Raw genomic sequence first — 23,263 nt, 5'->3', positions numbered from 1 at the left:
ATATATAGTGAAGTACCCTTCCAGCTGCTAATTCAAACCTTTGGAAGTTCCAGATGCCGTCCAGCTATCAGTCGAAGAGCGTGCTGACGGATTTCTGCTCGTGTACGCGGACAATCGTTTCCGCCAATAATTTCGCTACGGAAAGCTGCTTGATTTTAGGTGAACGCTTTTCTTCCGGAAGCGCGATCGAGTTCGTTACGATCAATTCCTTGATGACAGAATCATTGATGCGCTGGACTGCAGGACCTGAAAGTACAGGATGCGTACAGCAAGCGTAGACTTCTTTCGCACCGCTTTCGATCAAAGCGCTGGCAGCGATGGATATTGTTCCAGCTGTATCGATAATGTCATCGATGATGATGGCCGTCTTGCCTTCAACATTTCCGACGATGTTCATGACTTCAGCCACATTCGGCCGTGGACGGCGTTTGTCGATGATGGCAATCGGCGCTTTCAGGCGGTCTGCCATTTTGCGCGCGCGTGTCACTCCGCCATGATCTGGCGATACGACAATGACATTGGCAAGGTCGATGCCGCTTTCTTTCAGGAAATAATCCGAAATAAGAGGAACGGCCAACAAATGGTCAATCAAGATATCAAAGAACCCTTGAATTTGAGGTGCATGAAGATCCAGTGCAATGACGCGTGTAGCGCCAGCAGTTTCCAACAGGTTTGCCACGAGTTTAGCAGTGATCGGCTCGCGTGAACGCGCTTTGCGGTCTTGGCGGGCATAGCCGTAATAAGGCATAACCACATTAACAGTCCGCGCAGAAGCGCGTTTGACCGCATCAATCATGATCAAAAGCTCCATCAAGTTTTCATTTACTGGCTGTGAAGTCGATTGGACGATAAAGACGTCATAGCCGCGGATGCTTTCTTCAATATTGATCTGGATTTCGCCGTCGCTGAAATGGGTTACCGAGCTTTTTCCAAGCGGCAAGCCAACTTCTTTGGCAATCTCCTCCGCTAGTTCCTGGTTGGAATTCAAAGCAAAAATTTTCATTTTTGTAGTTGCTGGATCAATTTGATAACTCATCTTGTGTGTAGCCTCCTATTTTTTAAGGTGTAGTTTGTTAACATAGCCTTCTTTGTTTTCCTGGCGGGCACGTGCGATGGCAAGCGCTTCGCTTGGCACATCTTTGGAAATTGTAGATCCCGCAGCGACATAAGAGCCTTGGCCTATTGTTACGGGCGCAATTAGGTTCGAGTTGCACCCGATAAACGAGTCATCTTCAATAGTAGTGAGGAATTTATTTTGGCCATCGTAATTGACTGTAATGGTGCCGCAGCCAATATTGACGTTGGTTCCGACTTTCGCGTCTCCGATATAGCTCAGGTGGGAGACTTTGCTTTTATTGCCGAGTGTCGCTTTCTTCACTTCGACGAAATTGCCGATTTTCACTTCGTTGCCGAGTTCCGTTTCCGGACGCAGATGCGCGAATGGACCGACTGCCGCGTCTTGTCCAATCGAGCTGTCATAGACATGCGATGAACGGATGCTTGTACGGTCGCCGACTGCGCTATTGGAGATCGTGGTCCCCGAAGAAATAAAGCAATCTTCTCCGATGACCGTACGGCCTTCAAGGATGACGTTCGGCTGAAGCACGGTGTCGCGCCCGATTTCTACTTCAGCGCCGATATAGGCTGTTGCGGGATCGATGATCGACACGCCGTTTCTCATATGCTTTTCGTTGATGCGTGCACGCATAAAGCGTTCCGCTTCGCTCAACGCGACGCGGTCATTGACGCCGAGTGTTTCATCGAAGCTGTCCGTTGCGTAGGCAGCGACAACTTCACCTTGTTTTTGAAGGATTTCAATAACGTCCGGCAAATAATATTCGCCTTGGGCATTGTTATTCGATACCAATTTCAACGCTTCAAAAAGCGCTTCGTTATCGAAGCAATAAGTTCCTGTATTGATTTCTTTTACTTGCTGTTCTTCCGCAGAAGCGTCTTTTTGCTCAACAATCTTCGCAACTTCGCCCGCTTCGCCACGGATAATGCGGCCGTAGCCTGACGGATTGTCTGCAATCGCTGTCAAAATTGTCGCTTTTGCTTGTTGTTCTTTATGGTGTGCTAGCAAAGCTTCCATCGTTTCAGTGCGGATCAACGGTGTGTCCCCACAAACAACCAATGTCGTCCCTGGCAGCCCTTCAATCATGGAAGCGGCCTGCTGCACGGCATGCGCCGTTCCAAGCTGTTCCTCCTGAAGCGCGTATTCACTTTTCGCGCCGAGCTGTTCCTGTACTTTTTCAGCGCCGTGGCCGACAATCGTGACGATTTTTTCTACGCCCAACCGGCTGACGTTATTTGCGACATGTTCCACCATCGGCATGCCGCAGACAGGGTGAAGCACTTTATAAAGCTTCGATTTCATGCGCGTCCCTTGCCCTGCTGCTAAAATCACTGCATATGTATTGGTCATCTGGGTGCTCCTCCTAACGTGAAATGTATTATCTATTTTCTCTCTATAGTAGATCTTGTCACTATTTCCTTCTTGACTATAGCGGAAAAACCTTGATTTTTCAAGGTTTCAGAGCATGACAATACAATGACAAAAAGCTGTCCAATAAAAAAAGAGCCTATTCTAATAACAGAAGGCTCTAGAGGTCTCACATTTATACGCCAGCTTCCTCAAAAACCGGCTCATTTTCACTTTGTTCATATGCAGCCAAAATCGCTTCCTGCAATTTATTGCGGGTACCCGAATTGATCGGATGCGCAATGTCCCGGAATTCTCCATCCGGTGTGCGTTTGCTCGGCATTGCTACAAAAAGCCCTTCGTTGCCGTCAATCACCCGGATATCATGCACGACGAACTCGTTGTCCAGCGTGATGGAAGCGATCGCCCGCATGCGGCCGTCGGTTTGGACCCGGCGGAGCCTGACATCAGTTACTTCCATTTTCTCACCACCTTTCGTCTAAGATGCTTTTCTATTGCCTTTTTTATTGCTAATTAACTAATTCGCTTTCAAGGACTAAACTCCTTTAAAAATTACATAATTTATTAGAAAAATTAATTAATTGGGATAGAGCGTCCGGAGTTGCACGTAACATCAACTTCTCTAGTTCAAGTTATTCAATATATTTAGACGAAAAAAGCTGCCGAGAATTTTCTCGGCAGCTTCTTGTACTCGATTAGATTTACTTCGCGATCAACGCGATGACTTCGATTTCAACTTTTGCGTCCTTTGGCAAGCGCGCCACTTCTACAGTTGAGCGCGCCGGCTTGTGGCTGCCGAAATAAGAAGCATACACTTTGTTTAATTCAGCAAAATCGTTCATGTCTTTGATAAAGACCGTCGTTTTCACCACTTGCCCTAGCGAAGAACCTGCTTCCGCCAAAACTGCCTGCAGATTGGCAAACACTTGATGCGCTTGTTCGCCGATAGCACCTTCGACCATGCTGCCCTCTGGCGTCAATGGGATCTGGCCTGAGCTGTAAAACATATCTCCCGCAATGACCCCTTGCGAATAAGGTCCAATGGCTGCCGCTGCTTTATCCGTTGCTACAAATTCCATATCAAAAACCTCCATTAGTAAAATAGTTTCCTTCTTCCAATGCGATGGTCCGTTCTTTTTCGCTGACCTCGTGCAATTTGACGAGTGACAGGTATTTCTCTACAAGCTGTTCATCGGAATGCTGCGCCTCGACGAGCACTGCTACGCCAGCCAGTGTGCAATCGAATTCTTCCAGCAGATTTTTCATGCCGTTCATCGTTCCGCCGACTTTCATGAAGTCATCGGTGATCAGCACACGCTGGCCGCTTTTCATGCTGCGTTTGGACAGTACCATCGTCTGGATGCGGCGGGAAGAGCCTGAGACGTAGTTGATGCTGACGGTGGATCCTTCTGTCACCTTGCTGTCTCTGCGGACGATAACGACTGGCACGTTCAAATGGCGGGCAATCGCATGTGCAATCGGGATGCCTTTTGTCGCCACCGTCATGATGACATCGATTTTCTCATTAGCAAATGCCGTAGCGAACACTTTCCCTACCCGGTTCATGATGCCCGGATTGCCCAAAACGTCTGTCATGTAAAGATAGCCGCCTGGCAACAGCCGATCGGAATGGCCCAGTTCTTCTATCAATTCAGCCATAATGCCTTTGATTTCGTCTGCCTGAAGCTTCGGAACGTATTTAACGCCTCCAGCCGCTCCCGGCACTGTCATCAACAAGCCGATCCCGCGTTCTTCAAACGTCTCTTTGATGATTCCCAAATCCTCGCTGATCGAGGATTTAGCGGAATCGTAGAGGTCTGAAAAATAAGTCAGCGGGATGAGCTTGTGCGGATGGTCTAAAAGGTAATGTGTCATATCAACTAACCGTTCACTGCGCTTCCACTTCATTTTGCACTCTCCTAAACACGAATAATTTATAGAAAACTTACCATAAATGTACGTCTTTAGGCAAGTGTCTCCCGTTCACCGATCAAGCGCACCACATAGACTTCGCCGCAAAAGCCGCGCAAGCCGTTATAGATGCGAGGGATCCGTGCTTCCTGCTGTACCAGTCCGAAGACGGTTGGTCCGCTGCCGCTCATCAATACAGCGTCTGCACCGAATTTTTTCATCTGTTCTTTGATTTGTGCCACTTCGGGATGCATTTCCAGCGTTACGCTTTCCAACGCATTGCCCAAATGATCGCACATTGCCTGGTAATCGCCTTGCTCCAGCGCTTCGATCATTTTGCCTGTGTCCGGATGTTCTGCATTGGCAGGCTTGAACGCACCGTAAACGTCTGCTGTGGAAACGCCGATCGTCGGTTTTGCCAAGACGACCCAGCAATGCGGCGGAGCGGGAAGGTGTTCAATGATTTCGCCGCGGCCTTTCGCCAGGGCCGTGCCGCCATAAACGCAGAACGAAACGTCCGAACCGATTTTAGCGCCGAGTTCCGCCAGCTCATCCAACGACAAGTTCAACTGCCAGAGCTGGTTAAGGCCTTTTAATGTCGCCGCGGCGTCGCTGCTGCCGCCTGCAAGGCCTGCAGCTACCGGAATCTGCTTATCGAGCGAAATGATGACGCCCGATTTGATGTTGAATGTATCTTTCAATAATTGGGCAGCCTGATACGCTAAATTGCGCGAGTCGTTCGGCACGAAACGGTCGGCGGATTCAATATGTATGCCGCTTTCGGTCGCTTTTAGGCCAATCCGGTCAGCCAAGTCGACTGTGGTCATGATCATTTCAATTTCGTGGTAATTGTCTGGCCGCTTGTATAAAACGTCCAAGGTTAAGTTGATTTTGGCAGGTGCCTTTACGTAGAGCATCCCACTGCCTCCTTTTATAGTCTAATGAAAACTATTTTAACACACGGGGCACGCTTCGGGAGGGTTGGGGCAAATAAACAAAAAAACTCACCGCCTATTGAGTGCAACAGGCGGTGAGTTTTTTAAAGAAAATTATGGATATAGTTCATTATTTAACAACGAGTGCGTCTTCTGTTCCTTCATACACAGTAATTTCTACTGCTTCTGTTAAGATGTCTGCGTAGCTGTAAGACACGCGTTCAAATGCATGCTCATCTTGATCAAGCTCAATTACGAACACGGAGTGGTACGTTTCGCGCAGGATTCCGGCGCGTTCGACCGTTTTCTTGCGTCCTCCGTTTGCCTTTAAAAGCAATCGCTTCCCTAAATGCAGGTCTAACGATTTTTTAATATCCGCCAAAGTTTTGGGCATTTGTCTACACCTCACTATAGACAAAGTTTAACAGAATTCGACCCTTTAGTCAAGCAAATTTCTAATTTTATCAGCGTTCTACTGATAATGTCAATATTTTTTTATCCGAAATATCTCAAAAAACGGGTTATATGTGCCATTTTTGTAACAGATTCTCCCTTATTGCGCGAAATAAGGATACAATTTATCCGCCAACAGCCCAAATTCCGCAATCGATAATGTCTCTCCGCGGCGTGAAGGCTCGATTCCTGCCTCTTCCAACGCTTTTAAAACCAACTCTTTCTTTTCTTTGCCATTCGGCATAGCGCTTTGAAGGTTGTTTAAAATGGTTTTGCGGCGCTGGACAAATGATCCTCGCGTTACGGTGAAGAAAAAATCCTCATCGATGACTTTCACGCGGGGCTCAGGCAGCTTCGCCATACGAATGACAGCAGAGTCTACGTTAGGCTGTGGCATGAACACCGTTTTCGGTACAGTCAGCGCCATTTCCGCATCGGTATAGTATTGGATGGCAATCGACAGCGAACCGTACGCTTTTGTTCCTGGCTTTGCCGTTATGCGTTCAGCGACTTCTTTTTGAAGCATGACCACCAAGCCGCGGATCGGCAATTTTTCCAGCAATAATTTCATAATGATCGGCGTCGTCACGTAATAAGGCAGATTGGCTACCACCACGATGTCTTTATAACCCGCCAGCTCTTTCTCTATGGCCGCTTCCACATCAGCTTTAAGGATGTCGGAATGGATGATGGAGATGTTATCGTAAGGCGATAGCGTATCCTCCAGAACTGGCAAGAGCCGTTGATCGATTTCAAACGCCAGGACTTTGCCTGCGGCACGCGCTAAATGTTCCGTTAGCGCGCCGATGCCTGGGCCGATTTCAATAGCCGCCGATTCTTTCGTCAGCTCCGCTTTGCCGACAATATTGCGCAGGATATTAGGATCGATCAAAAAATTCTGCCCCAGGCTCTTTTTGACCGTCAAACCATGTTTGGCCATTATTTGCTGGGTACGGATCGGTGTTGCTATATCTTTGTTCATTCGTGTTCCTCCTGGTTTAAAGCGATTACCGCTTCGATGAATTGCTGTTTCGTGATGCCGAACATGTGGAGCCTTTTCTGCAGCTGCTTGCCATTGGTATAACCAATCTGCAGCATCTCCCCGAGCTGTGTTCTCCGCATTTTAGCACGCGGGTGCGCAACCAGCGCCGCTTCAATCAAATCTTCCATGGTGATTTCCGGTGCTTCGCCATTTTGAATCGTTGTGTAGACCGCTGACAAGGCTTCGCGGATGTCTTCATCCGCTGCATGCTCGATGCCAAGACCTTTGCCATTTTTCGCTATGGTCTTTTCTTTCGCTAAAAAAGCATGCTTGACCGCCGGCACATGTTCTTCAATAATAGCACGGATCCGACGGCCCGGATAATCCGGATCGGTAAAAACAATGACTCCCCGTTTTTTCTGGGCATGCGCAATTTGCTCAAGCGTCGATTTCGAAATGGCCGAACCGTTCGTCTCAATGGTGTCGGCATGCACTGCCCTTTTGACAGCTACTGTATCATCTTTGCCTTCCACCACGATTATTTCTTTGATCTTCATCTATTTTCCTCATTTCAAGCATCGTATTTCGCCACCTTCCGATTTCCCGGCAAGAGGCTTTCCACTGAAGTTTCCTTCTATTTTACACCTGCGCTGCTAAACATGTAAAAGGCTTTCCCGGGGAGCACCCGGGAAAGCCTTTGGTGTTTTTGAATTAATTTAAAACTGTTACTTTTACTTGTTGGCGTCCGAAGGCGATTGCCGAAGATTGCTTCGCCATGAACAAATCGATTTTATTTCCTTTGATTGCGCCGCCTGTGTCTCCAGCGACAGCATAGCCGTAGCCTTCCACATATACTTTAGAGCCTAAGGGAATTACGTTAGGGTCTACAGCGATGACTTTCAATCCAGGGTTCGCTTTCAAGTTGATGCCTGTAGCTGTAATGCCCGAGCATCCTGTGCAGCTAGCTGTATAAGCTGTTGCAGAAACGATCAAAGTTCTGCCAGCCGGCTCAGCAGGTGCTGAAGCTGTTTTCGGTGCTGCCGCTTTTGGTGCCGCTGTTTTTGGCGCGGATGCTTTTGGTGCCGCTGCTTTTGGCGCCGCTGCTTTTGGCGCTGGCGCCTCAGCTTTTGTTCTTGCTCCACGCGACACGCTTGCAACAATAACTTTAGTGCCGACAGCCGTCAGCTGTTTTTTCGGCTCTTTTACTATTTTTTTGTTTTTAAGTTCACGTTTTACTTCTTTGCCGTTTTCTTTGATAACTTCATAAGTTTTTGAAACAACGCCGTTTTGGCCTTTTTGGACAACTTTTTCTTTGCCTTTAAGAATTGAAGAATCTTTCTTCGATTCAACAGCAAACTTTACAGAATCCTCAACTACATCGGTGACCTTTTCTACACGAACAACTTTAACTTCTGAATTCGGAAGAACCATTTCATCCATTCCGTTTTCAACTCGATCAAGTTCGCTTAAAGAAATCTTGTTTTGCTTTAAAAAGTCAGCGACAGTAGTCGAAGTGGACCATACTTTTTTCTCTTCCAAACCATCAAGGACTGTAACCTCGTAAGCTTTTTCTACAGAAACAGCTGTATCCGCATCTATTTCTTCATCTAATTCAGGTGACACTTTATCATGTTCGGTAATTTCAATAGCCGCTTTCTTCAAGATCTCTCTTACGGTATTGTTTGTTGTCCATGCCGCAGCTTTTTTGCCATCAACATTTACTGTGTATTCTTTCGCCTGCTCAAATTCGAGCGCGATATCTTTCTCAATTGCCGTATCGGCAGTATGGCTCAAATAATCATGTTCGGAAACTTTGATTTCCTGCTCTTTCAGGAAAGCCCCAACTGTTTCTGCGTGGGTCTTCACTTCTGTCGTTTCACCATTAGCCGTGATGGACACCGTGTTTTTAGTTCCTTCATAAATCGCGAACGTTAAAACAGCTGCAAACATCAAAACCGTAGCAATGGCGACAACAATTGATTTACCCTTTAACGCATTTACAGACTTCCCATTAGTTGATGACTTCGTCAAAAATAACTCCTCCTCTTTCACTTGAGTGATTGTAAAGACCCGAATTCAAGGCGCAAATCCAAGCAATTCTGAACCTCTTGGATGATTTTCTATGCCAGTTTGAAAAACTGTTCGGCATTTTTGGTTGTGGCGGCTGCCACTTCTTCAATTGAAATGCCTTTCAGCCGAGCGATTTCTTCCGCGACAAGTGGGACATAAGATGGTTCATTGCGTTTTCCGCGATATGGATGGGGAGCCAGATAAGGCGCATCTGTTTCAATCAGCAGATGGTCCAAAGAAATCGCTTCCGCCACTTCTTTCGGCTTTTTAGCGTTCTTGAACGTTACCGGCCCTCCGAGCGAGATCATAAAGTTCATTGCAATGCTTTCACGCGCAGTTTCTACGCTGCCTCCGAAACAATGCATAACGCCTCCGACTTCTTCGGCGCCTTCTTCTTTCAATATCCGGAGTACATCTTCCGTAGCTTCTCGATTATGTATGATAATCGGCAACTTCACTTTTTTCGCGAGGCGAATCTGCTTTCGGAACACTTCTTGCTGAATGTCTCTCGGTGATTTGTCCCAATGGTAATCCAGGCCAGTCTCTCCGATTCCGACAACCTTGCCGTGTGCCGCCAGCTCTTCGATCCAGCGCAAATCTTCTTCGGTGCAGTCGATTGCGTCAACTGGATGCCAGCCGACAACTGCATATATAAAATCGTATTGCTCAGCAAGCGTTATGGCTCGTTCGATCGTCTTGCGATCAAACCCAATCACAATCATTTTAGTAACATTATTTTCTAAAGCTCTATCGATGACTTCTTGTAAATCCTCATCGTATTGGTCTGCATTCAAATGTACATGGGTATCAACGAACATCAAGCATTCTCCTCACATTAAACCTTATTTTAATTGTTTTTTCCGTGTCTTTCTTCACACCAACATTACATTTGTATAACAAAACATGTTTTTTATATATCATTTTACTAATATTCGCCTAATAAAATACAAATAAAAAAGGCGCTCTCCTAGTAAAAAGAAGAGCAACCAATATAATGTTTATTTTATTTTCGCGCCATTTGGCAGGTTTGCATCCACTGCCGCCAGCGTTAAGAACCCGTCTTTTTGACCTGCTAAAATCATCCCTTGAGACAATTCGCCGCGCAATTTCACCGGCTTCAAATTAGCGACCACCACCACTTTTTTGCCGACCAATTCGGCCGGTTTGTAATGCTCGGCAATGCCCGACACCACTTGGCGTTGTTCATACCCCATATCGAGCTGCAATTTCAGCAATTTCGACGTTTTCGGCACCGCTTCACAAGCGATTACCGTCGCTGCGCGAAGATCCACTTTCATAAAGTCATCAATGCTGATCTCCGGCTCTTGCTCCGGCAGTTCTTCTGCTGCTTGCTCCGGTTCTGCAGGTGTTATATCCCCGCGCATTTGATCGCGGATATACGCCACTTCCGGCTCTACTTCAAGGCGCGGGAAAATCGGCGTCCCTTTGGAAACAACTTTGATGCCTTCGGGGATAAAGCCGAAATGCTCCAATGTCTCCCATGCCAGCGCGTCTTGGGACAAACCAAGCTGCTCTGCAATCTGCTTCGGTGCGTTCGGCAGGAACGGCTGCAGCATAACGGCTGCCATACGCAGGCTCTCCGCCAAATGAGCCATCGAAGAAGCCAATTCCGCTTTCAAACTTTCATCTTTCGCCAAAACCCACGGCTGCGTTTCATCTATATATTTATTGGTGCGCGAAATCAATGTCCACACTTCGCTTAGCACGATGCTGAACTGCATTTTTTCCATATGTTCTTCGTAGACGCCGACCGTGCGCTTCGCCACTTGCTGAAGCGTTGCATCAAATTCAGTGACATGCCCTTTAATTTGCGGCACTTCGCCGTCGAAGTATTTATTGATCATCGAGACGGTGCGGTTCAACAAGTTTCCGAGATCGTTCGCCAAATCGTAGTTTGTGCGTTCCACAAATGATTCCGGCGAGAACACGCCGTCCGAACCAAATGGCAGCTCACGCAAGAGGAAATAACGCGTCGCATCCAAACCGTAACGCTCCACAAGCATTTCCGGATATACGACATTGCCTTTTGATTTCGACATTTTGCCGTCTTTCATCATGATAAAACCATGGGCAAAAACTTTCTTCGGCAATGGAAGATCAAGTGCCATCAAGAAAATCGGCCAATAAATTGTATGGAAACGGACGATGTCTTTGCCGACCACGTGGACATCTGCCGGCCAGTATTTATTGAACAGCGTGTTATCTTCGGAACCGTAGCCAAGCGCCGTAATGTAATTCGATAGCGCATCGACCCACACATAGATAACGTGCTTCGGATCTCCAGGAACCGGAATGCCCCAGTCGAACGACGTGCGGGATACCGATAGATCTTCAAGGCCCGGCTTGATGAAATTATTGATCATTTCATTTTTGCGCGATTCCGGTTCGATGAATTCTGCATGGTTTTCATAATAATCCAGCAAACGGCCTGCATACTTCTTCATATTGAAGAAATACGATTCTTCTTTCACTTTATGGACCGGGCGCCCGCAATCCGGACAATTGCCGTCGACAAGCTGAGCTTCTGTATAGAAAGACTCACACGGCGTACAATACCAGCCTTCATATTCCCCTTTATAGATGTCGCCGTTGTCCAAGAACGTTTGGAAGATTTTTTCGACGCTTTTTTTATGGCGCTCTTCGGTCGTGCAGATAAAGTCATCATAGCTGATGTCCATGATTGACCATACTTTTTTTGCAGCTTCCGCCATTTCGTCAACATAAGCCTGAGGCGCTTTGCCGGCTTCCTTTGCCTTCTCCTCAATCTTCTGGCCATGTTCATCCATTCCGGTAAGAAACCGGACATCGAAACCTTTCAAGCGTTTATAGCGAGCCATTGCATCAGAAGCGACGGTTGTATAAGCCGTACCGATGTGGAATTTTCCGCTTGGATAATAAATCGGGGTCGTTATATAAAAAGTATTGTTTTTAGCAGTCACGAAAAATTCCTCCAGTTTTTTGGTATAGTTCTTATTTTAACGAAAGAGCCAATTTTGTACAATATTTCATATCAGAATGTCAATTCGACAATATCTCATATTTCAGATTATTTATTTTTCTGTTAAATAAAGAGCAAATTTAGTTATTTTGGAAATTAATAGTAGATAAAAAGTCTTTTTATCAATTTAGCGTCACATTTTTGTAAAATTTATTATGAGAGCGATAGTTTTTTATTGACCCAATTGCCATTACTTGGTATGATTTATGACAGGAAGTGGTAATTGTCGAATTTTGGCGAAAACATCCGACAAATTTGAGGGGAGAGAATGATATGAAATCAACAGGTATTGTACGTAAAGTAGACGAACTAGGACGAGTGGTAATTCCAATCGAATTGCGACGCACGCTAGGAATCGCTGAAAAAGACGCTTTGGAGATTTATGTAGATGACGATAAAATTATTTTGAAAAAGTATTTGCCGAATATGACTTGTGCAGTTACTGGCGAAGTGTCAGATGAAAACATGCAACTTGTAGGCGGAAAATTGATTTTAAGCCCTGAAGGCGCAGAAATGCTTGTCAAAGAAATTCAAGGCCACTTAAAAAAATAAAACCCAGCTATTATCGTAAAAAACCGGAGTGCCTGTGCACTCCGGTTTTTTCATATGTGATACGCTTGGTACACTTCCCTTTTGGAGAGGCCCCGCTCAACTGACACTTCTTTGATCGCTTCTTTCGATGAGACATCCTTTTTCTCCATCACTTCGGCAACATGCTCCGCAATCGGCAGATGCGTCCACCATTTCTCAGTTTCCACCACATCAGGCTCAGCATTGCCTTCGACAACGACGCAAAATTCACCGCGGACTGTATTTTCATCCGCCCATTCCACCGCTTCGCCGACCGTGCCGCGCAGGAATTCTTCGAATTTCTTCGTCACTTCGCGTGCCAGCACGATTCGCCGTTCATCGCCAAATGCTTTTTGCATGCTCTTCAAACTGTCTTTCAAGCGGTGCGGCGCTTCATAGAAAATCAGGGTCTCCGATTTCTGATTCAATGCCTCTAATTCAGTGAGGCGGTCTTTTTTTCCGCGGGACAAGAATCCGTAGAACAGAAACGGCTGGGGCGCAATGCCGGAAGCAATCAACGCACTGAGTGCTGCATTTGCACCCGGTACCGGCACGACCGGGTAATCTTCCTCAAGTACACGCTTGACGATGTCTTCTCCGGGGTCTGAAATGCATGGCATGCCAGCGTCGCTGACCAATGCCACCGACTTCCCTTCCCGCAAGTACGACAGGATCTTATAGCCGCCGCTTTCCTGGTTGTGTTCGTGGTAGCTGACGAGCTTTGTCTGGATATCGAAATAATTGCAGAGGTTTTTTGTATTGCGTGTATCTTCCGCCGCGATAACTGCGACTTCGTTCAAAATCCGGATAGCACGCACGGTCATATCTTCGAGATTGCCGATCGGCGTTGCTACGAGATACAAGGTCGCTTGGTCTTCCTGGAAACTTTTTTGCGATTTCATTGGCCGTCTTCCTTTCTGTCCGCGATATAGCGGATTTTTTTCGGTTTCGGCAATTGCTTGAATGCATACTCCGCTTTCATCGCGGCCGGCTTCGTTTCAAACTGCTCCTGGTAAATCAAAGCAGCAGGCCCTCTCGCCCGTGTGTATTTTGCGCCTTTGCCCGAATTGTGGGCTTCCAGGCGCTTCTCCAAATCTTTGGTGTACCCGGCGTAATAGGAACCATCCGCGCATTCCAGCACGTAAAAATAATGCTTATTGGCTTCCATATAGCAACGCTCTCACTTCTTCTGTGTATTCCCCATCATCGCCGTAGACAATCAGCGGCGGCAGAATTTTCAAATCCGGCTTGCCGTCTTTAATGCCTTCAATCAGTAGCGTATTCGCCTCTTTTCCGGCTTTCGGGTAAACCAGCCGAACCCGCTTCGGCTCCAGCCGATTGGCGCGCATTGCTGTGATGATGTCAATAAGACGCCCCGCACGGTGGACAAATGCCGCTTTGCCTCCCTGCTTCAGCAGCTTGCTCGCGGCAGCAACCGATTCATCGAGTGTCAGGTGCAGTTCGTGGCGCGCAATCGCCATATGCTCGCTGATGTTCTTGTCGCTCATTTCATGCGCCGGGAAATACGGAGGGTTGCAAGTCACTACATCAAATTTTTCAATGCCCAACTGCGCTGGTATTTCTTTGACGTCGCCTTGGATGATGTCGATGCGGTGGCTGAGCCCGTTATAGTCGATGCTGCGCTTTGCCATATTGGCCAAGCGCTCCTGCAGCTCCACCCCGATAATCGGCATTTCCGTCCGTGCACTGAGAAACAGCGGAATGGCGCCATTGCCAGTGCACAAATCCACAATCGCCCCGCGCTTCAGCGGCACATACGCAAACCGCGCCAGCAGCACCGCATCAAGCGAAAAGGAAAAGACCGAGGGGCTTTGAATAATCCGCAAATCTTCCGCCAATAAATAATCGAGCCTTTCGTCGTCCAATAACATCTTTCCAACTCCTCTTACATAACAAAAGGCTGCCGCCACGCAAGGTGTCGGAAGCCTTTCTTATTGGTCAGCCGTGCTGGTGCTTAAAGCACGCAGCAAATCCAGCCTTAATTTTGCTTGTTTAAAAAAGATAAACAAAACAGGCAATCGTCGCCTTTTCTCGAGCTGCCGAAATGTACATTGCAGACGTGGTAGCCTTCATGGTACAGGCGCGCCAGGTTATCATAGCCTTCGCCGATATCCATGACCGCTTTTTTCAACTTCACCGGATCTGCAACAGCTTCCGGCACCGCCTGATGAAGTTCATCTAGACGAGCACGCAGGTGATGATTTTCCAGCTGCAGCGCATGATGCTCTTCCATCGTATGCGCCACGACCGATTTCAATTCCCGGAACTGCTCTTGCATCGATTCCAATTGCTGCTCGAATTCCATGACCGTATCTAAAAAATTCTTATCTTTCACTTAAACCACCTCACGCTCTCGTTCCTTGGTCCATTATCTCACTTAATGCGTATTCAAGTGTCTGTTCCTGCTCAGCCAGGCGAACTTTCAATACACGTTCCAAAATGTTCATGCTGACCACGCGGCCGTCGCCATCCGGTGTCCCCACACGGCTGCCGACATCCGGCATTTCTTTTTTCGCTAATTCATATTCATCGTTTTCGTATTTCAAACAGCACATAAGCCTGCCGCATAGACCCGAAATTTTGGACGGGTTCAGCGATAAGTTCTGGTCTTTTGCCATTTTGATCGACACCGGCTCAAAATCGCCGAGGAATGTCGAACAGCAAAGCATGCGTCCGCAAGGGCCGATGCCGCCAAGCATTTTCGCTTCATCGCGCACGCCGATTTGGCGAAGCTCGATGCGCGTCCGGAAAATCGACGCTAAATCCTTCACCAAGTTGCGGAAATCGACGCGCCCTTCAGCAGTAAAGTAAAAGATCACTTTATTGCGGTCGAATGTATATTCAACATCCACGAGCTTCATGTCCAGCTTATGCTCTTCAATCTTGTCCGTTCCCATTTCAAAAGCGCGCCCCGCTTCCAGGCGGTTTTCTTCCACCTGCTGGCGGTCGCGGCCGCTTGCTACGCGCACCACTTGCTTAAGCGGCAATACCACATCGTTTTCCCCGACTGCTTTCATCGGTACGACCACTTTGCCGTATTCCACTCCCCGAGCCGTTTCAACGATGACGTAATCGTCTTTTTCAATCGCAAATTCACCTGGGTCAAAATAATATATTTTACCCGCTTTTTTAAAGCGGACACCTATGACATTATACACTCGCTTACCCCTCCTGCAGATTCAGCATCAATTGCTCCATCAGCAGCGTCCGATTCATATTGCGCGGCAATTGCTGCTTGGCCCATAAAATGGCCTGCAATTGCTTGGACAATACCGCAAAAGAACGCTGAAGCGCCATCTGCTTCCAAGTTTGTTCCATATCCGGATACGTCCGAGCGGTTTCAAGATCCGCTTTTGCCGAAGCGATGTCCCGATATGCAAATAATAACATGTCCAGCCCTCTTTCGGCATCTTCTTTTTCCTTAAACAGCGGAAGCCATTCCGACTGCAGCAATAAAAGAGCTTCGTGGACATTGCCATTGACGGTTTCCACTAATTTTAACACAGTCTTGCGCTGCTGGATGAATGCTTCATCCAAGCTTAGCTCAACGGCCTCTTCTTCGCTCTGTGTCAGCATACTCACCGTCGCCGCCATTGAACCCGTCATGCCGCCTGCGAGCAATTGCTCAATCAGCTTCGGCCTCGATAACGGCTGGAATGACACGAGCTGGCAGCGCGAACGGATCGTCGACATGATGGCATTGACCCGCTCCGTCAGTAGGATTGCCGTCACATTGAATTCCGGCTCCTCTAAAAATTTCAGCAGTGCGTTAGCGGACGCGTTGTTCATGCGATCCGCTTCTTCGATGACATATATTTTACGGCCCGAACTAAAGCCCGTCTTATTCATGCTAAAAATCAACTCACGAATCTGGTCGATTTTGATGTTCTGGCCATCCGGTTTGATGAAAACGATGTTCGGATGGTTTCCTGTATTATATAAATGGCAGCTTCGACATGTTTCACATGGAACATTTTGCGAAGGCGTTTCGCACAGCAGGAGTTTAACGAAAAAGTGTGTAATTTCCGTTAAGCCGGAGCCGGCGGGGCCTTCGAAAAGAAATGCATGGGCAAGGCGGTCTTTTTCAAAAGCGCCTTGCAGCCTCTTCATGACCACGGGCTGAATTTCTTGCAGCTCTTCTATCGTTTTTTGCACAATGTCACCTTCATCCTTACGTTGTAAAAAATCCCGTGTTCCAAATGGAGCACGGGCGTGTCATGAACCGGCTTGAAAAGGGCCGGTGATGTGTGGTTGCAAAGTTTAGAAATGATGGAATTGCTCGATTGGCAAGACGAAAATCGTCGCTCCGCCAACTTCCACTTCCACCGGGTACGGAATATACGAATCGGCGTTGCCGCCCATCGGAGAAACAGGTGCTACCATCTGCTCGCGCGCACGGCAATTATCGCGGATCAAATCCATCAATTTCGGCACGAGCCCGTCATCGACACCAATTAGGAAAGTCGTATTTCCTGAGCGTAAAAAACCTCCCGTACTGGCAAGTTTGGTAGCCCGGAAATCATTTTTTGTTAACGCATTGGATAGACGGTTGCTATCTTGATCCTGCACGACTGCTACGACGAGTTTCATCAGCACTCACTCCCTTAAGAAATGTTTTCTACTTTCTCTATTATAACATGAACAAATACTTACGCTGTATATCTTTCCGGCGTGTTATCAGTTCTTCCGGCTGCCCATAAAATCCGCTACAACGGCGAGGGCATCTTCGAGGACTTTTCCGATGCTGTTGCCGGCATCAATGACCTGGATGCGCTCTGGATATTGGCCGACCAGAATTTGATAGCCCTCCCGCACGGTTTCGTGAAATTTCATCGATTCCACATCCAGCCGATTGATTTCACGCCCCGCATCTTTTTCAATCCGCGCTAGCCCCACCTGCGGTTCGACGTCAAAATACAGCGTCAAATCCGGCATGTAGTCATCGATGGCAAATTTATTGACCGTATAGATTTCCTCGATGCCAAGGCCTCTAGCATACCCTTGATAGGCGAGGCTGCTGTCGATATAGCGGTCGCATAAAACGATTTTCCCGGCTTCCAGCGCCGGTATGACTTTTTCTATAAGATGCTGGCGGCGCGCCGCTGCATAAAGCAGCGCTTCGGTGCGCGGATCCATGCTTGAATTATTGCGGTCAAGGATGACCCGGCGGATCTGTTCGGCAATTTCAATGCCGCCCGGTTCCCGCGTACAGACAATTTGATGCCCTTGCTGTGCGAGAATGTCCGCCATTAATTTTAAAATACTGGTTTTGCCGGAACCTTCTCCGCCTTCCAGTGTGATCAAATAACCCATTCTGTCTTCACCTGTTTTCCTGTTGTTCTAAACTCTTTCAACTATACAGCAATTGCCGTTTTTTTTCGCCCGCCTGCAATAAAAAAGCGCCAATTAGGCGCCCTTCCCCAGCATTATTCTTCATCTTCCGCGACTTGATAGGCTTCGTTGTATAGGATCACCTGGGAGTTGATCTCTTTTTCTCCGCCTTTGCGTTTGACGTACTGGTATTGCCCTTTATTGTCTTGTTCACGCGCTTTGACATTGTCTTTCAGAGAAATGATCAGGATGTGCTTCACTTCCGCTTTAATCTTGGCGTCATAGACAGGGAATAGAATTTCGATACGGTTTTCCATATTGCGCGTCATCATATCCGCGGATGACAAATAGGTCTTTTCTTCGCCGTTGTGATAGAAATAAAAGACCCTGCTATGTTCGAGCAGACGGCCCACAATGCTGCGCACACGGATATTGTCGCTGATGCCTTTGATCCCTGGGCGCAAGCAGCAGATGCCCCGTACAATCAAATCGATTTGGACGCCTGCTATCGAAGCTTCGTACAAGCGCTTGATCAATGTTTTATCCGTCAATGAATTCATCTTCAGGATGATGCGGCCGTTGCCGTATTTATTGTGGTAATCGATTTCTTCCGCTATCAGGCGCACAAAATCTTTTCGTATTGTGAACGGCGCAACCGATAAATGGTGGAATTCCGGCTTTTCGGTATAGCCGCTCAAAAAGTTGAAGAAGTTCGTGGCATCGACCCCAAACTCTCTTTTTGACGTGAACAAGCTCATATCGGTATAGACTTTCGCTGTCTGATCGTTGTAATTGCCAGTGCCTAGATGTACAAAGCGCTCGATTTGATCGTTTTTCTTGCGCACCACCAAGGTGATTTTGCTATGTGTTTTCAAATGCGTCATGCCATAAATGACATGACAGCCGGCCTGTTCGAGCTCTTTCGCCCATTGGACGTTGTTCTCCTCGTCAAAGCGGGCTTTCAGCTCCACAAGCACGGTCACTTGCTTGCCGTTTTCCGCCGCTCTTTTCAGCGCCTTGATGATCGGGGAATCCCCGCTGACACGGTACAGCGTCTGCTTAATCGCCAAGACGTCCGGATCATCTGCAGCCCCGGAAACAAACTCCACGACCGGTTCAAACGATATGTACGGATGGTGGAGAAAGATGTCCTGTTCCATTATTTTGTCAAAAATGTTTTCGTCAGACTCCAAGTCGCGGGAAGGCTGGGATATCCGATTTTCAAACACAAGCTTGCCATGGGTTTTAGCCATTTTCTTATAAAAATTAAAAAACAGCGTCAAATCGATCGGTCCTTTGGCTTCATAGACATCTTTTTGGTCTATTTCCAGTTCGTCGATAAGGTAAGCAAGCACTTCAGGATCAAAGCCCTCTTTTTGTATTTCAAGCCGCGCTGCAGCGCCCCATTTTCGTTTCCGCAGCTCTTTCTCGATTTCTTTCAGCAAATCCCGCGCGCCTTCCTCATGAATGGCCATGTCAGCGTTGCGGGTGATCCGGAATACCGATACGGAAAAAACCGAAAAGCCGTGAAACAGCTTGCCGATGAAATGGCCGATGATGTCTTCAAGCAAGACGATGCGCTCTTTTCCCGCTTTCCCTCCCAAAATCACCAGCCGGTCCAATACAGCAGGCATTTGGACAATGGCGGTTTTAAAGCGCATTTCCGCCTCATGGTCATTATCTTTCAGCACAATCGCCAAGTTTATGCTTTTATTGAGCAGCATGGGGAATGGCCGGTAAGCGTCAATTGCCATAGGCGTAAGCACCGGGAAAATCTGTTCGTCAAAATAAGCTTCCGCATCTTTCAGTTCTTTGGAACTCAATTCAGCGATTTTCAGAAACCTGACTCCCTGTTCCTTCAATTGCGAAAGCAGCACATTGTTCCATGTCTCATATTGCACATCCACTAACTGGTGAGTCGTATTGGCGATGTCCTTCAATTGATGCTGAGGCGTCATACCCGCCTTGTTTTCCGGCTTGTTGAATCCAACCTTCACTTGATCCTGCAGCCCTGCCACACGCACCATGAAGAATTCATCAAGGTTCGAACTGAAAATCGCCAAAAATTTCATTCGTTCCAGCAAAGGATTCCGCTCATCCAGCGCTTCTTGCAGCACGCGTTCATTGAACGCCAACCAGCTAAGTTCGCGGTTATTGTAATAGGAAGGATCGTTCAAGTCGACAGCCTGTTTATTGGTCGTACCCACAAATTCCACCACCTTTTATTTGAAATTTCCATCGTTCTTCCCATCAATCAATCCTGACCGGGCGGTACGGCTAGTTTTTCCGGATGAATTTCAGTTCAATGGATTTCTTCAGCTGTTTTTCCAAATGCTTTTTCTGTTTTTCCGCCTGGTATTGCTCCGGTCCCCAATCGTTGTCACATAGGATCTGGAATACCAAATCGCCGCCTTCGGGCTCTACGGAAATCGATTGGATGATGTCACGTTTAGTGGCATTCAAGCTATAGGCCAATTTGACAATCGAGCCGAACAAGCTGTATTTCGAAAGCTCATCTTTCCCGAACCAATCCTGGTAAAGCGTCGCATTGCGCTTGAAGAGTTCCTTGTTCTTGAACGAGGCGATCAGCGCTACCGTCAGGCGTTCTTTATGCAATAATCCGTCAATCGTACGATTCGCAAGCAGATAAAATGTGTGCTGATGGCTCGCTTCTGCATCGATATAAGAACCGAGATTGTACAGCGAACTGCCTAACCGGATAAACTTTTCATCTTTTTGGCTCATCGGACCGATTCCGTGCTTTTCCAGTTCATGCAGCATCATCATCGCATTCGTACTAACTTGCGAGGCATGCTTTAAATTGATGTCGTAATCGATGGCCAGCTCATAAAAACTTTCCTCAACGACATTCGGGAAAATCGGCATCTCGAAATCTTTTGTCAGCTGCTCGTAGAAGACGCCGTCCCGCAGCCCCTTGCGGCTTAAAGCAAACACATCCGCCTTGATGTAATCCATCAAGTACGTAAACACTTCAATAGCCGGAATGATGATATCGGCACGGTCTTTCGACAATCCTTCCACGCGCTGGATCTCCTGAAAATCCATCGACAGCAGCATCTTATTGACCATTTTAACGTCGGCAGCTGACATCTTGTATTGATGGACGCCTGCGAGCGGATATTCAATGTATTCCTGGTGGACCTGCGCCATATTCCGCGCACTTCCCCCAATGCCGATAAGCGGCAGTTTTTTATCTTTCAGCCATGGCAAGGTCTGGAACTGTTCTTTCAAAAAAGCACGCAGCTTTTTAAGCTCATCCCCTGTCGGCATATCGCCTTTGACAAACTGCTCTTTCAACGACAATGCGCCGAACGGAAAACTATAAAAATAAATTAATTTGCGGTTATCAAAGAACGTCAGCTCTGTACTGCCTCCCCCGATATCCACGGTAACTCCACTTTCAAACGGCGTCGAGTTGACGACAGCCAAAAAGCCGTAATTGGCCTCTTCATACTCAGACAACACCCGAATGTCGAAATCCGTCTCTTTTTTGACACGCGCCACTATGTCCTGCTGGTTATTGGCCTGCCGAACGGCCGCTGTCGCGACGCATTTAACTTCATCCAAATTATGGTGCCTCGTCACTTCTTGGAAACTTTTCAATGTATCCACCAGTACATCAATTCCTTCGTCTTCCATACTGCCTGATTCTGACAGGTAGCTGCGCAGGCGGGCCACCGCTTTGACGTTTTCTGTTTCTGTCAGCCGTCCGCTTTTGTCACGCGTGTAAATAACCAGACGCATTGTATTGGAGCCGATATCGACGATTGCGTATTTATCCTTATCCATCATGTTCCCCACATCCTGACCTGTTGAAATTTCGATATACCTTACTTTACCCGAATTTACAGGTTTAGCGGCCTTTCTCAGCCGTCAGTACACAGATTAATTTTTCTTCAAGGCGGTGTTCACCTTGAATTTGAGCGCTCGCTGCCAAATAATCAGCCAAGATTTCCAATTTATCAAGCGTCCATCGTTCTCCTGGCAGCACCAGTGGAATTCCGGGCGGATAAGGCACAACCATCTCCGCTGAAATCCGTCCAAGCCCTTTTGCATAAGGAATCCATTCCGTCTCTTCCATATCGAGAGCGCCGAACGGCATATCCGGTATGCTGATTTTCGGCAATTCTGGCACTGCCATGCCTACTGTTTTCCGCTCTTCTTGCAGTACAGCCCGGACCGCCTCTTTCACACGGCTCCGTATTTCCGCAAAAGGATACGAATGCACTTGTTTCAATAAAGGCAAAATCAGCAGCACTTGGTACGGATCCGCCAATTCCGGGTGGATGTCCATTTCTTCAAGCTGCTCTTTCAGCTGAAATCCGCTGTGGTGCGCAACCCTTAGCATCAACTTTAGCGGATCGTCAGGTTCATACACTTCAAGTTGCGGAATGCTTTTTAGCGCTTCCACAAATAGCTTACGTTTTTCTAAAAAGCTGCGCATGTCGGGCTGCGAATAATTTTCGATGTATGCCCGCGCATCGTCAAGCGATGCCATTATGAGATAGGAAGGGCTGCTTGACTGCAGCATCCGCAAATACTTTTTGATTTTCCGGCTTGCCACCAAGTTCCCCTGCACATGCAAAAATGACCCCATCGTCATTGCCGGCAGGGTCTTATGGGCTGACTGGACGACAGCATCAGCTCCGAGAGTTAACGCAGATTCTGGAAAAGGCTGACCCGCCAGGAAATGGGCGCCATGCGCCTCGTCAACCAATACTGGCATGCCTTTCCCGTGGCAATACAGGATGATCGCGCCCAGGTCTGCCGCTGCCATGCCGTAATAATCGGGATGCGCTAGCATAAGGGCTTTCGCCTTTGGATAGGCTTCTACTGCTTTCTTCACGTCTTCCAGTCGCAGAGAGCCCGCTGACAAGGAATCGGCGTTCCATTCCGGGGCCAGATAAACTGGCTCGACGCCAGCCAATTCAAGTGCATGGAATACGGATTTATGCGAATTTCGCTGGACGAGGAGCATGTCCCCTTTTTCGCATACCGCAAAGACCATCGCGAAATTGCCGACGGTCGATCCATTAACCAGGAAAAAACTCTGTTGTGCCCCATAAGCCTCTGCCAGGAGCTTCTGTGCCTCATCTATCGCTTCTTCGGGATAATGGAGATCGTCCAGACCCGTAAGTTCCGTAAAGTCATATGCAAGCGCAGACTTGAACGCGTCGGGAAGTCCAGAAAGCGTGCCGTTCTTATGGCCCGGCACGTGAAAGGAAATCGGATGCTGCTGCTGAAAATTCACCAAAGCATCAACTAAAGGTCTTCGCTGTGTCATAGGTTTCATCCTTCTGTGGTTAAGAATATGTCCATTATATCGAATCCACATATTTTTCACTAATGCAGCGGACCGTTAGGCGCTCAGTGATCCGGATGATATCCGGACGCACAAAAAAACCGCTGCCGGTTAAGGCAACGGTTTTCTTTCTCTAGACCAGCGACGTCCTACTCTCACAGGGGGAAACCCCCAACTACCATCGGCGCAAAAGAGCTTAACTGCC

Annotated in this window: 24 protein-coding genes and 1 rRNA gene; 1 reads left to right on the top strand and 24 read right to left on the bottom strand. The window is 47.6% G+C overall.

Annotated features, from left to right (window positions below):
* Nucleotides 1-67: 67 nt before the first annotated feature.
* The 12 genes from AC4EHJ_RS16765 to metG form a co-directional block, all read right to left on the bottom strand.
* On the bottom strand, nucleotides 68-1,036 hold the full coding sequence (locus tag AC4EHJ_RS16765; RefSeq protein WP_135502420.1) for a ribose-phosphate diphosphokinase: 969 nt from the start codon (nucleotides 1,034-1,036) through the stop codon (nucleotides 68-70).
* Between the two features lie 15 nt (nucleotides 1,037-1,051).
* Entirely contained in the window at nucleotides 1,052-2,425 is a 1,374-nt protein-coding gene (glmU, locus tag AC4EHJ_RS16760) for a bifunctional UDP-N-acetylglucosamine diphosphorylase/glucosamine-1-phosphate N-acetyltransferase GlmU (RefSeq protein WP_490976717.1), read from the bottom strand.
* A gap of 193 nt (nucleotides 2,426-2,618) precedes the next feature.
* A complete protein-coding gene (spoVG, locus tag AC4EHJ_RS16755) occupies nucleotides 2,619-2,903 on the bottom strand; it encodes a septation regulator SpoVG (RefSeq protein WP_135502416.1) in 285 nt (94 codons plus the stop codon).
* A gap of 241 nt (nucleotides 2,904-3,144) precedes the next feature.
* Entirely contained in the window at nucleotides 3,145-3,522 is a 378-nt protein-coding gene (locus tag AC4EHJ_RS16750; protein WP_490976716.1) for a RidA family protein, read from the bottom strand.
* Nucleotide 3,523: 1 nt separating this feature from the next.
* Nucleotides 3,524-4,351 carry a pur operon repressor gene (gene purR / locus AC4EHJ_RS16745; protein WP_490976715.1) on the bottom strand — a complete coding sequence of 276 codons (828 nt, stop codon included), beginning with the start codon at nucleotides 4,349-4,351 and terminating at the stop codon, nucleotides 3,524-3,526.
* Nucleotides 4,352-4,407: 56 nt separating this feature from the next.
* The gene (gene ispE / locus AC4EHJ_RS16740; protein ID WP_490976714.1) at nucleotides 4,408-5,271 is read right to left on the bottom strand and encodes a 4-(cytidine 5'-diphospho)-2-C-methyl-D-erythritol kinase; all 864 of its coding nucleotides are present in this window, start codon (nucleotides 5,269-5,271) and stop codon (nucleotides 4,408-4,410) included.
* A gap of 148 nt (nucleotides 5,272-5,419) precedes the next feature.
* Nucleotides 5,420-5,683 (bottom strand): biofilm formation stimulator Veg, encoded by a 264-nt coding sequence (gene veg, locus AC4EHJ_RS16735; protein ID WP_071152415.1) that lies wholly within the window; start codon nucleotides 5,681-5,683, stop codon nucleotides 5,420-5,422.
* 159 nt (nucleotides 5,684-5,842) lie between these two features.
* On the bottom strand, nucleotides 5,843-6,724 hold the full coding sequence (gene rsmA / locus AC4EHJ_RS16730; RefSeq protein WP_490976713.1) for a 16S rRNA (adenine(1518)-N(6)/adenine(1519)-N(6))-dimethyltransferase RsmA: 882 nt from the start codon (nucleotides 6,722-6,724) through the stop codon (nucleotides 5,843-5,845).
* Nucleotides 6,721-7,281, bottom strand: a complete 561-nt coding sequence (gene rnmV / locus AC4EHJ_RS16725; RefSeq protein WP_490976712.1) for a ribonuclease M5 — start codon at nucleotides 7,279-7,281, stop codon at nucleotides 6,721-6,723. The genes rsmA and rnmV overlap by 4 nt, the downstream gene beginning before the upstream one ends.
* Nucleotides 7,282-7,435: 154 nt before the next feature.
* The gene (locus AC4EHJ_RS16720) at nucleotides 7,436-8,755 is read right to left on the bottom strand and encodes a ubiquitin-like domain-containing protein (RefSeq protein ID WP_490976711.1); all 1,320 of its coding nucleotides are present in this window, start codon (nucleotides 8,753-8,755) and stop codon (nucleotides 7,436-7,438) included.
* A gap of 89 nt (nucleotides 8,756-8,844) precedes the next feature.
* Nucleotides 8,845-9,612: a TatD family hydrolase gene (locus tag AC4EHJ_RS16715; protein WP_490976710.1), complete on the bottom strand. Its 768-nt coding sequence runs from the start codon at nucleotides 9,610-9,612 to the stop codon at nucleotides 8,845-8,847.
* A gap of 180 nt (nucleotides 9,613-9,792) precedes the next feature.
* Nucleotides 9,793-11,754 carry a methionine--tRNA ligase gene (metG, locus tag AC4EHJ_RS16710; RefSeq protein ID WP_490976709.1) on the bottom strand — a complete coding sequence of 654 codons (1,962 nt, stop codon included), beginning with the start codon at nucleotides 11,752-11,754 and terminating at the stop codon, nucleotides 9,793-9,795.
* A gap of 332 nt (nucleotides 11,755-12,086) precedes the next feature.
* Between metG and abrB the strand changes: the two genes are divergently transcribed.
* Complete coding sequence (gene abrB, locus AC4EHJ_RS16705) at nucleotides 12,087-12,365, top strand: transition state genes transcriptional regulator AbrB (RefSeq protein WP_135502400.1); 279 nt, start codon at nucleotides 12,087-12,089, stop codon at nucleotides 12,363-12,365.
* Nucleotides 12,366-12,415: 50 nt separating this feature from the next.
* Here abrB and rsmI read toward each other — a convergent pair whose 3' ends face one another.
* From rsmI to rrf, 12 genes are all read right to left on the bottom strand, one after another.
* On the bottom strand, nucleotides 12,416-13,285 hold the full coding sequence (rsmI, locus tag AC4EHJ_RS16700) for a 16S rRNA (cytidine(1402)-2'-O)-methyltransferase (RefSeq protein WP_490976708.1): 870 nt from the start codon (nucleotides 13,283-13,285) through the stop codon (nucleotides 12,416-12,418).
* Complete coding sequence (locus tag AC4EHJ_RS16695; protein WP_490976707.1) at nucleotides 13,282-13,551, bottom strand: GIY-YIG nuclease family protein; 270 nt, start codon at nucleotides 13,549-13,551, stop codon at nucleotides 13,282-13,284. Before AC4EHJ_RS16695 ends, rsmI begins: the two co-directional genes overlap by 4 nt.
* Complete coding sequence (locus AC4EHJ_RS16690) at nucleotides 13,538-14,275, bottom strand: tRNA1(Val) (adenine(37)-N6)-methyltransferase (protein WP_490976706.1); 738 nt, start codon at nucleotides 14,273-14,275, stop codon at nucleotides 13,538-13,540. The genes AC4EHJ_RS16695 and AC4EHJ_RS16690 overlap by 14 nt, the downstream gene beginning before the upstream one ends.
* Nucleotides 14,276-14,382: 107 nt before the next feature.
* Nucleotides 14,383-14,739 (bottom strand): DNA replication initiation control protein YabA, encoded by a 357-nt coding sequence (gene yabA, locus AC4EHJ_RS16685; RefSeq protein ID WP_416143808.1) that lies wholly within the window; start codon nucleotides 14,737-14,739, stop codon nucleotides 14,383-14,385.
* 10 nt (nucleotides 14,740-14,749) lie between these two features.
* Nucleotides 14,750-15,562, bottom strand: a complete 813-nt coding sequence (locus AC4EHJ_RS16680) for a PSP1 domain-containing protein (protein ID WP_490976705.1) — start codon at nucleotides 15,560-15,562, stop codon at nucleotides 14,750-14,752.
* 4 nt (nucleotides 15,563-15,566) lie between these two features.
* Nucleotides 15,567-16,559: a DNA polymerase III subunit delta' gene (gene holB / locus AC4EHJ_RS16675; protein WP_490976704.1), complete on the bottom strand. Its 993-nt coding sequence runs from the start codon at nucleotides 16,557-16,559 to the stop codon at nucleotides 15,567-15,569.
* 105 nt (nucleotides 16,560-16,664) lie between these two features.
* Nucleotides 16,665-16,994 (bottom strand): cyclic di-AMP receptor DarA, encoded by a 330-nt coding sequence (gene darA, locus AC4EHJ_RS16670; protein ID WP_135502387.1) that lies wholly within the window; start codon nucleotides 16,992-16,994, stop codon nucleotides 16,665-16,667.
* An 87-nt stretch (nucleotides 16,995-17,081) separates the two neighbouring features.
* Complete coding sequence (gene tmk / locus AC4EHJ_RS16665; protein WP_490976703.1) at nucleotides 17,082-17,717, bottom strand: dTMP kinase; 636 nt, start codon at nucleotides 17,715-17,717, stop codon at nucleotides 17,082-17,084.
* Nucleotides 17,718-17,830: 113 nt separating this feature from the next.
* Nucleotides 17,831-19,942 (bottom strand): RNA degradosome polyphosphate kinase, encoded by a 2,112-nt coding sequence (locus AC4EHJ_RS16660; RefSeq protein ID WP_490976702.1) that lies wholly within the window; start codon nucleotides 19,940-19,942, stop codon nucleotides 17,831-17,833.
* A 70-nt stretch (nucleotides 19,943-20,012) separates the two neighbouring features.
* Entirely contained in the window at nucleotides 20,013-21,545 is a 1,533-nt protein-coding gene (gene ppx, locus AC4EHJ_RS16655; protein WP_490976738.1) for an exopolyphosphatase, read from the bottom strand.
* Between the two features lie 64 nt (nucleotides 21,546-21,609).
* Entirely contained in the window at nucleotides 21,610-23,040 is a 1,431-nt protein-coding gene (locus AC4EHJ_RS16650; RefSeq protein ID WP_490976701.1) for an aminotransferase class I/II-fold pyridoxal phosphate-dependent enzyme, read from the bottom strand.
* A 154-nt stretch (nucleotides 23,041-23,194) separates the two neighbouring features.
* Nucleotides 23,195-23,263 (bottom strand): 5S ribosomal RNA (rrf, locus tag AC4EHJ_RS16645); the annotation flags it as partial.

It is taken from the genome of Planococcus sp. TJ-301 (genome assembly GCF_058268475.1).
The sequence above is the reverse complement of the archived record's forward strand: the minus strand, read 5'-3'. Positions and strand labels throughout refer to the sequence as shown.

Coding starts and splice junctions, on each gene's coding strand:
- rsmI (WP_490976708.1), bottom strand. CDS start 13,285: ATGAAATCGCAAAAAAGTTTCCAGGAAGACCAAGCGACCTTGTATCTC.
- abrB (WP_135502400.1), top strand. CDS start 12,087: ATGAAATCAACAGGTATTGTACGTAAAGTAGACGAACTAGGACGAGTG.
- darA (WP_135502387.1), bottom strand. CDS start 16,994: ATGAAACTCGTCGTAGCAGTCGTGCAGGATCAAGATAGCAACCGTCTA.
- purR (WP_490976715.1), bottom strand. CDS start 4,351: ATGAAGTGGAAGCGCAGTGAACGGTTAGTTGATATGACACATTACCTT.
- tmk (WP_490976703.1), bottom strand. CDS start 17,717: ATGGGTTATTTGATCACACTGGAAGGCGGAGAAGGTTCCGGCAAAACC.
- glmU (WP_490976717.1), bottom strand. CDS start 2,425: ATGACCAATACATATGCAGTGATTTTAGCAGCAGGGCAAGGGACGCGC.
- ispE (WP_490976714.1), bottom strand. CDS start 5,271: ATGCTCTACGTAAAGGCACCTGCCAAAATCAACTTAACCTTGGACGTT.
- AC4EHJ_RS16715 (WP_490976710.1), bottom strand. CDS start 9,612: ATGTTCGTTGATACCCATGTACATTTGAATGCAGACCAATACGATGAG.
- AC4EHJ_RS16690 (WP_490976706.1), bottom strand. CDS start 14,275: ATGTTATTGGACGACGAAAGGCTCGATTATTTATTGGCGGAAGATTTG.
- AC4EHJ_RS16650 (WP_490976701.1), bottom strand. CDS start 23,040: ATGACACAGCGAAGACCTTTAGTTGATGCTTTGGTGAATTTTCAGCAG.
- veg (WP_071152415.1), bottom strand. CDS start 5,683: ATGCCCAAAACTTTGGCGGATATTAAAAAATCGTTAGACCTGCATTTA.
- AC4EHJ_RS16695 (WP_490976707.1), bottom strand. CDS start 13,551: ATGGAAGCCAATAAGCATTATTTTTACGTGCTGGAATGCGCGGATGGT.
- ppx (WP_490976738.1), bottom strand. CDS start 21,545: ATGGATAAGGATAAATACGCAATCGTCGATATCGGCTCCAATACAATG.
- AC4EHJ_RS16750 (WP_490976716.1), bottom strand. CDS start 3,522: ATGGAATTTGTAGCAACGGATAAAGCAGCGGCAGCCATTGGACCTTAT.
- rnmV (WP_490976712.1), bottom strand. CDS start 7,281: ATGAAGATCAAAGAAATAATCGTGGTGGAAGGCAAAGATGATACAGTA.
- rsmA (WP_490976713.1), bottom strand. CDS start 6,724: ATGAACAAAGATATAGCAACACCGATCCGTACCCAGCAAATAATGGCC.
- AC4EHJ_RS16765 (WP_135502420.1), bottom strand. CDS start 1,036: ATGAGTTATCAAATTGATCCAGCAACTACAAAAATGAAAATTTTTGCT.
- spoVG (WP_135502416.1), bottom strand. CDS start 2,903: ATGGAAGTAACTGATGTCAGGCTCCGCCGGGTCCAAACCGACGGCCGC.